Annotated in this window: 4 protein-coding genes; 2 read left to right on the plus strand and 2 right to left on the minus strand. The window is 72.0% G+C overall.

Going from position 1 to position 7,468, the window contains the following annotated elements:
- Positions 1–2,760, minus strand: a 2,760-nt coding sequence (locus IMZ11_RS41175) for an MXAN_6230/SCO0854 family RING domain-containing protein (protein WP_228648785.1), incomplete at its 3' end; no start/stop codon positions are given.
- A 141-nt stretch (positions 2,761–2,901) separates the two neighbouring features.
- The gene (locus tag IMZ11_RS41180; RefSeq protein WP_228648787.1) at positions 2,902–3,327 is read right to left on the minus strand and encodes a rhodanese-like domain-containing protein; all 426 of its coding nucleotides are present in this window, start codon (positions 3,325–3,327) and stop codon (positions 2,902–2,904) included.
- A gap of 41 nt (positions 3,328–3,368) precedes the next feature.
- On the opposite strand from IMZ11_RS41180, the gene fdh reads away from it, so the two are divergent.
- Together fdh and IMZ11_RS41190 are read left to right on the plus strand one after the other, a co-directional pair.
- Positions 3,369–6,560, plus strand: a complete 3,192-nt coding sequence (gene fdh, locus IMZ11_RS41185) for a formate dehydrogenase (RefSeq protein WP_228648789.1) — start codon at positions 3,369–3,371, stop codon at positions 6,558–6,560.
- A complete protein-coding gene (locus tag IMZ11_RS41190; protein WP_228648791.1) occupies positions 6,553–7,455 on the plus strand; it encodes a 4Fe-4S dicluster domain-containing protein in 903 nt (300 codons plus the stop codon). Before fdh ends, IMZ11_RS41190 begins: the two co-directional genes overlap by 8 nt.
- The last annotated feature ends 13 nt before the right edge of the window (positions 7,456–7,468 follow it).

Consider the following 7,468-nt stretch of genomic DNA (forward strand, 5'->3'; position numbering starts at 1 on the left):
GAGCGGGGCGGGGGCCAGCGCCGCGACCAGGTCGGCGGCGTCGAGCATGCGCACCTCGGCCGGGTCGAGAGAGCCCGGGTGCAGCGCGTACACCTGCGCGCCCTCCCGGATCCCGGCCCCGCCACCGAGTTCGACCCCGACTCCGGCGCTGTCACCGGCGTCGACGAGTACGGCGAGCTCCGCGCCACCGAGCGACGTGCCACCGAGCGACGTGCCACCGAGCGACGTGCCACCGAGCGACGTGCCGGACGACTCGCCCCGCGACGTACCGAGCGCGTCCTCGTACGGCGGAGCGGCGGCGTCGCCGGACGCCGCGGACGAGGGCTCCGCCCGCCCGGCCTCGTGCGATGCCGTCAGCCGCGCGGCGAATTCGGCGCTCTCCTCGTCGTCTCCCCGGACATAGTGGACACGCGACCCGTCACGGTGCCGTACGACCACCCGCCGAGCGCGGGCGGCGGCGTGCCAGCGGGCGACCTCCCAGAGGGTCACCCGCTCGCCCAGACCGTACGCGTCCTCCAGCGTCGAGCCGAGCCGGGCGAGCTGCCCGTGGTAGGCCCAGACGTCGTGCATGAACCCGGACGTGGACAGGTTGAGGTCGGCCCAGCGCATGGTCCGCGACCACAGGTCGGCGACGAACGGCACCAGGATCTTGGCGGACCCGGTCAGGTCGAACCGCTGCCGTACGGCGAACGGGTCGAACGCGACACCGCTATGCGCGTCGGAGGAGTCGAGGAAACCGGCGAAACCGCGGACGAGCCGCTCGAAGGGCACGTCGTTGTAGCTGAAGACGATGGGCACCGCGTACCGCGCGCCGTCCTCGCGCAGCGACTCGATGTCGAGATCCACGAACTCCGAGGCGCCGAGCGGCTCGGGCGCGGAGGTGAGGTCGCCGGAATGGACGGCGGCGTCTCCTCCCACCCGCAGGTTGGTGTAGTCGCAGAGATCGACGAACGACCAGCGCGGGTCGAACAGCGCGACCGAAAGGTCCAGGTCCACGCGCTCGCCGTCCGGTTCCGCCCAGTGCAGGAACAGCCGGAGACGGTCCCCCGAAGGGATCGGCCGCACGCTGCCGCGTGTGAGCCGTACCAGCGTCGCGGAGGCGGAGCGCTCGGCGGCGGGCGCGTGCAGGTCGGCGAGTCCCTCGTCGAGCAGCGCGAGCTCCACGGGCGGAAGCGCGGCGGCCCGGCGCAGCATCTCGGCGTCGATGGCGGCCGTGACCGACGCGACCACCTGGTCGGGGATCGGGGCACGGTCGTCCGGCTCCGTCCAGATCCGCGCGGATCCGCCGCGTGGGAGGAACATGCGGCTGCCACCCGGCGGAGTGCGTACCTGACCGAGCGCGGCGATCAGCACCCCGGGAGACACCCGGGGCGCCGCTTCGGCCACCGCCGCGGCGAGCGGCTCGGCGGGAACGCGCCGGGCCAGATGCGCGACGCGACGGGCGAGCTCTCCCGGCCGCGTTCCGAGCAGCGTGAGAGCCGTGGCGTGGTCGCCGTCGCGGAGCGCCGTCTCGACTCGGGAGGCCAGGCCGCTCGCGCGAAGCCGTACACCGTCGAACCGCAGCAGGCCGGGGTACGCGGCGGCGCGGTCCAGCAGCGCCGTGGCGAGCGGGCCGCCGCCGTCCAGCCGGGTGCCGCGCAGCGCGGCGAAGGCCAGCGCGGCGTCCGGATGACGAGTGTGGTGCTCGTGCGGGTGCAACACCTCGGCCATGTGCTTCCACGCCTCGGGATGGCGGTGGAGGTCCTCGATCAGGTACGGCACGGGCATGCGGTCGAGATGGGACAACAGGGCGCGCCGGATCGCCCTGGACAGGCTGCTCCTGCGCGGAAGCCGCTGGCGCAGTCCCGGGTCGCCGCCCATCAGCGCGGTCAGCAGGCGCAGCACGTCGGTCGCGCTGTCGACGTACCGGTCCAGGAGTTCGGGTACGGAGTCGCCGCCGTGCCGCATGGCCGCCGCGAGGACGACGGCGCGTGTCTCGCGCACCGGGATCCGCTCGGGCAGCCAGTTGATGGCACGCGGCCAGAATTCCCGGATCAGGACGCCGACGGTCGCCAGGTCCTCCTTGCGGAGCGGTGTCCGCCGGGACAGCAGCACGCGCAGGTGGTCGCGAGCGGTCTCGGCGGGATCGGCGCACAGCGACAACACGGTGGCGACCCGGGACATGGACCCGTTCGCGGTGCCGGCCTCGGCCACGGGGTCGTCGGCGGGCCGCAGGAACGGGTCGTCCGGATCGACGCGGCGGTGGCAGATCGGGCAGGCGCTGAAGTCGGAGCCGTCCCAGCAGGCCCGGCAGACGAGATGGGCGCACGGCGAGACCGGATGCACGGTGGTGACCAGCCCGCACAGCACGCAGGGCTGCTCGGGCCGTTGCAGCAGGAGCGTGAACACGCGCCGCACGTAGAACTCGGCGGTGTCGGCGGGCACGCTCGCCGGGAAGTTCCGGAACAGCGGAACGTGCTCCACGTAGCCGCCGAGTTCGGCGAGGACACCGTGGATGAGATGCCCTCCCGCGTTGGCGAGCTCGTCGGCGGTCAGCTCGGACAGCGCCCGGCGCAGCGAGGCCGACACCACGTATCCGAGCTGGAGGAGATCGGCTTCGAGCGCCGCGAGGCCGTCCTCGCACGAGGGCGCGCGATCGGCGCCCTCCTGCTTCCGCGGCTGCGGCGCGGTCCCGGCGAAGGCGGGCGCCGGATCCCGGGCGAGGAGGCCGGGCGCGACCAGACGGTGCCGCCGCAGCAGCATCTCGGCCAGTCCGTTCATGATCGCCCTCTCGCACGCCGGACAGCAGAAAGGGGCGGAGAGCGGACGCGCTAGATCATTAAAAGATAGAAGGAAGCGCGTCCAGGAGCCGCCCCTTGATCGCCAACACTACTGGTGAAACGGGCGGTTTTGTCCAGTCGATTACCCTCGATCATCCGAGGCGGCCACCCGATCCGCCCGCCTGAGGCGCGGTACCACCGGGAGACCGGCGGCGGCCCAGGCGCGGAAACCGCCCACGAGGTCGGTCGCCCGGCGCATCCCCAGCATCTGCAACGTGGCGGCGGCCAGGCTGGAGCTGTATCCCTCGTCACACATGACGATCACGTGCAGGTCATGGCCACCGGGCAGGGGAAGCCGCCACTCCGACGCCGGATCGAGCCGCCACTCCAGCACGTTCCTGCCGATGACCAACGCGCCGGGGACCTCGCCGTCCGCCTCGCGCTGCTCCAGCGGCCGCGTGTCGACGAGCACGGCCCCCTCCCGCATCGCCTCCGTGGCCCGCACCGGGTCCAGCCGCACCAGGCGGGACCTGGCCTCGGCGAGGAGCCGGTCGATCGTTCGTCGCATGGGGGAGATTAGACCAGGTGGAGGCGGGCAGGACACGCATCATGGCAGGTGGCGGGTGGTTCGCGCGATGGCCGGTGATCCGGCAGTTGCGGGGGCAGGACGGCAGGGGCGACGCCGCGCGATCATCGCGCACCGACGCGCTGCGGCCCCGCGTCGAGGAGGCGGACAGCGTCGCCCGATCCGTCTGCCCGTACTGCGCGGTCGGCTGCGGCCAGCTCGTCTACGTCAAGGACGGCAAGGTCAGCCAGATCGAGGGCGACCCCGACTCGCCCATCTCGCGGGGCAGGCTGTGCCCGAAGGGGTCGGCCAGCAAGCAGCTCGTCACCCACGCCGGCCGCCAGACCGCGGTGCTGTACCGCCGGCCGTACGGCACGGAGTGGGAGCCGCTCGACCTCGACACCGCGATGGACATGATCGCCGACCGGGTCCTGCGGACCCGGCGGGACACCTGGCAGCAGGAGCACGAGGGCACGGTCGTGCGGCGCACCCTGGGCATCGCCGGCCTGGGCGGGGCGACGCTCGACAACGAAGAGAACTACCTGATGAAGAAGCTCTACACCGCCCTCGGCGCGATCCAGGTGGAGAACCAGGCGCGCATTTGACACTCCTCCACCGTCCCCGGTCTGGGGGCCAGCTTCGGGCGCGGCGGCGCCACGACGTTCCAGCAGGATCTGGAACGCGCCGACTGCATCGTCATCCAGGGGTCGAACATGGCCGAATGCCACCCCGTGGGATTCCAGTGGGTGGTGGAGGCCAAGGCCCGGGGAGCGAAGGTGTTCCATGTGGACCCGCGCTACACCCGGACCAGCGCGCTCGCCGACCGGTACACGCAGATCCGCGCGGGCAGTGACATCGTCCTGCTCGGCGCGCTGATCAACCACGTCCTGTCGAACGAGCTGGACTTCCGGGAGTACGTGCTGGCCTACACCAACGCGTCGACGATCGTGTCCGAGGACTACCGCGACACCGAGGATCTCGACGGCCTGTTCTCCGGATTCGACCATGAGACCCGGTCGTACGACCCGGCGAGCTGGTCGTACGAGGGGGCGGCCGAGGAGGCGGCGGCGGGGGAGCGCGCCGAGCAGGTCGAGGGTGGCAGGGCGCACGCGCGCACGGCGGGGCCCGACCAGTACGGCGCGGGCGGCGCGGCGGCGCGGCCGCGGCCGATGGCGGACCCGACGCTGCGCCACCCACGCTGCGTCTACCAGATACTCAAGCGGCACTTCGCGCGCTACACGGCGGAGACGGTCGAGGAGCTGTGCGGCGTGTCCCGGGAGGACTTCGCCGAGCTGGCCGAGGCGATCACCGCGAACTCCGGCAGGGAGCGCACCACCACGTGGGTGTACTCCGTCGGCTGGACCCAGCACACCGTGGGCGTGCAGTACATCAGGACCGCGTCCATCCTGCAGCTGCTGCTGGGCAACATCGGGCGGCCAGGCGGCGGCATCCTCGCGCTGCGCGGCCACGCGAGCATCCAGGGCTCGACCGACATCCCGACGTTGTTCAACATCCTGCCGGGATACCTGCCGATGCCGCACGCGCACCGGAACGAGACGCTCGACGACTACCTGGCGAGAGCCGGAGGGGACACCGGCTTCTGGGGCAGGAAGCGCGCCTACATGGTGAGCCTGCTCAAGGCGTGGTGGGGCGACGCGGCGACCGAGGAGAACGGCTTCCGCTTCGACCACCTGCCGCGCCTCACCGGGGACCACGGACACTACAACACGGTCATGGGCCAGATCGACGGCACGGTCAAGGGCTACTTCGTGGTGGGCGAGAACCCGGCCGTCGGCTCGTCGGGCGGGCGCGCGCAGCGCTTCGGCCTGGCGAACCTCGACTGGCTCGTCGTACGCGACCTGACCCTGGTGGAGACGGCGACCTTCTGGAAGGACGGCCCGGAGCTGGAGACCGGGGAGATGCGCACCGAGGAGATCGGCACCGAGGTGTTCTTCCTGCCCGCCGCGAGCCACGTGGAGAAGGAGGGCACCTTCACCAACACCCAGCGGCTGCTCCAGTGGCGGGAGAAGGCACTCGACCCGCCCGGCGACTGCCGTAGCGACCTGTGGTTCTACTACCACCTCGGCAGGCTGATCAGGGAACGCCTGACCTCCGAGGAGAGGGACCTGCCGCTGCGCGAGCTCACCTGGGACTACCCCGAGGAGGGCGAGCATCGGGAGCCCTCGGCGTCGGCCGTGCTGCGGGAGATCGGGGGAGTCGGAGCGGACGGGCGGGCCCTGTCGGCGTACACCGAGCTCGAGCCGGACGGCTCCACCCGCTGCGGGTGCTGGATCTACTGCGGCGTGTACGCCGACGGGGTCAACCAGGCGGCCAGGCGCAGACCGGGACGCGAGCAGAACCCTGAGGCCCTCGAATGGGGCTGGGCGTGGCCGGCCAACCGGCGCATCCTCTACAACCGCGCCTCGGCCGACCCCGAAGGACGCCCCTGGAGCGAGCGCAAGGCGTACATGTACTGGGACGAGGAGCGGGGCGAGTGGGCCGGGCCGGACGTGCCCGACTTCGAGAAGAACAAGCGGCCCGACTACCGCCCGCCGGAGAACGCCCTGGCGGAGGACGCGCTGTCCGGAATCGACCCGTTCATCATGCAGACGGACGGGAAGGGCTGGCTGTTCGCCCCGGCGGGCCTGTCCGACGGGCCGCTGCCCGCCCACTACGAGCCCTTCGAGTCTCCCGTGCGCAACAGCCTGTACGGCCGGCAGTCCAACCCGGGCCTGCGGACCTACCCGCGCCCCGAGTCGCCGTACAACCCGGAGCGGTCGCCGCGCTTCCCGTACGTGCTGACCACGTACCGGCTGACCGAGCATCATACGGCCGGTGCCATGAGCCGGCCACTGGCCTACCTCGCCGAGCTGCAACCGGAGCTGTTCTGCGAGATGTCGCCGACGCTCGCCGCCGACCTGGGGCTGGCCAACGGCGAATGGGCCACGATCGTGACCAGCAGGACCGCGATCGAGGCCCGCGTGCTGGTCACGGAACGGGTCAGGCCGCTGCGGATCCAGGGGCGCGTCGTGCACCAGATCGGCCTGCCGTACCACTGGGGATGGGGATCCGGCGGTCTGGTCACCGGGGACGTCACGAACGACCTGTTGCCGATCGCGCTCGACCCCAACGTCTACATCCAGGAGAGCAAGGCGACGACCTGCGACGTACGACCGGGCCGGCGGCCACGGGGCGGGGACCTGCTCGCCATGATGGAGGAGTACCGGCATGGCTGAGCGGATGGGGTTCTTCACCGACACGAGCATCTGCATCGGCTGCAAGGCGTGCGAGGTGGCCTGCAAGGAGTGGAACCAGCTCCCCGACGACGGGTTCCTGTTCCAGGCGACCTCCTACGACAACACGGTCGCGCTCGGGGCGAGCACCTGGCGGCACGTCGCGTTCATCGAGCAGCAGCCCGTCTGGACGCCCGAGGGCGAGATCGGCGATCCGCTCCGGATCGGTCCCGACGGCCGCTGGCTGATGTCGTCGGACGTGTGCAAGCACTGCACGCACGCCGGCTGCCTGGACGTCTGCCCGACCGGCGCGTTGTTCCGCACCGAGTTCGACACCGTCGTCGTCCAGCCCGACATCTGCAACGGCTGCGGCTACTGCGTGCCCGCCTGCCCGTTCGGGGTGATAGATCGGAGGGAGGACGACGGCCGGGCCTGGAAGTGCACGATGTGCTACGACCGGCAGCGCGGCGGGCTGGAACCGGCCTGCGCGAAGGCGTGCCCCACGGACTCGATCCAGTTCGGCCCGCTCGACGAGCTGCGCGAACGGGCCGCCGGCCGCGTGGCCGCCCTGCACGCCGAGGGCCGCACCGAGGCACGCCTGTACGGCGAGAGCCCCGACGACGGGGTGGGCGGCATGGGCGCGTTCTTCCTGCTGCTCGACGAGCCGGAGGTCTACGGCTTGCCGCCCGACCCCGTGGTGCCCACGCGGGACCTGCCCGCGATGTGGAGGTGGGCCGGGGCCGCCGCGCTGACCATGGTGGGCGCCGTCGCCGTGTCCTTCCTCGGCGGTGCCGTTGGATCCGCCGTTGGATCCGGCGGTGGCTCCGGCAGGGCCGCCGGTTCGGGCGGGTTCAGGGCGTTCGAGCGGGTTCGGTGGTTCGGGGGTCGGGGTGTCTGAGCGGGTTCGGTGG

The organism is Microtetraspora sp. AC03309 (assembly GCF_020826795.1).
Classification (GTDB): domain Bacteria; phylum Actinomycetota; class Actinomycetes; order Streptosporangiales; family Streptosporangiaceae; genus Microtetraspora; species Microtetraspora glauca.

Coding starts and splice junctions, on each gene's coding strand:
- IMZ11_RS41180 (WP_228648787.1), bottom strand. CDS start 3,327: ATGCGACGAACGATCGACCGGCTCCTCGCCGAGGCCAGGTCCCGCCTG.
- IMZ11_RS41190 (WP_228648791.1), top strand. CDS start 6,553: ATGGCTGAGCGGATGGGGTTCTTCACCGACACGAGCATCTGCATCGGC.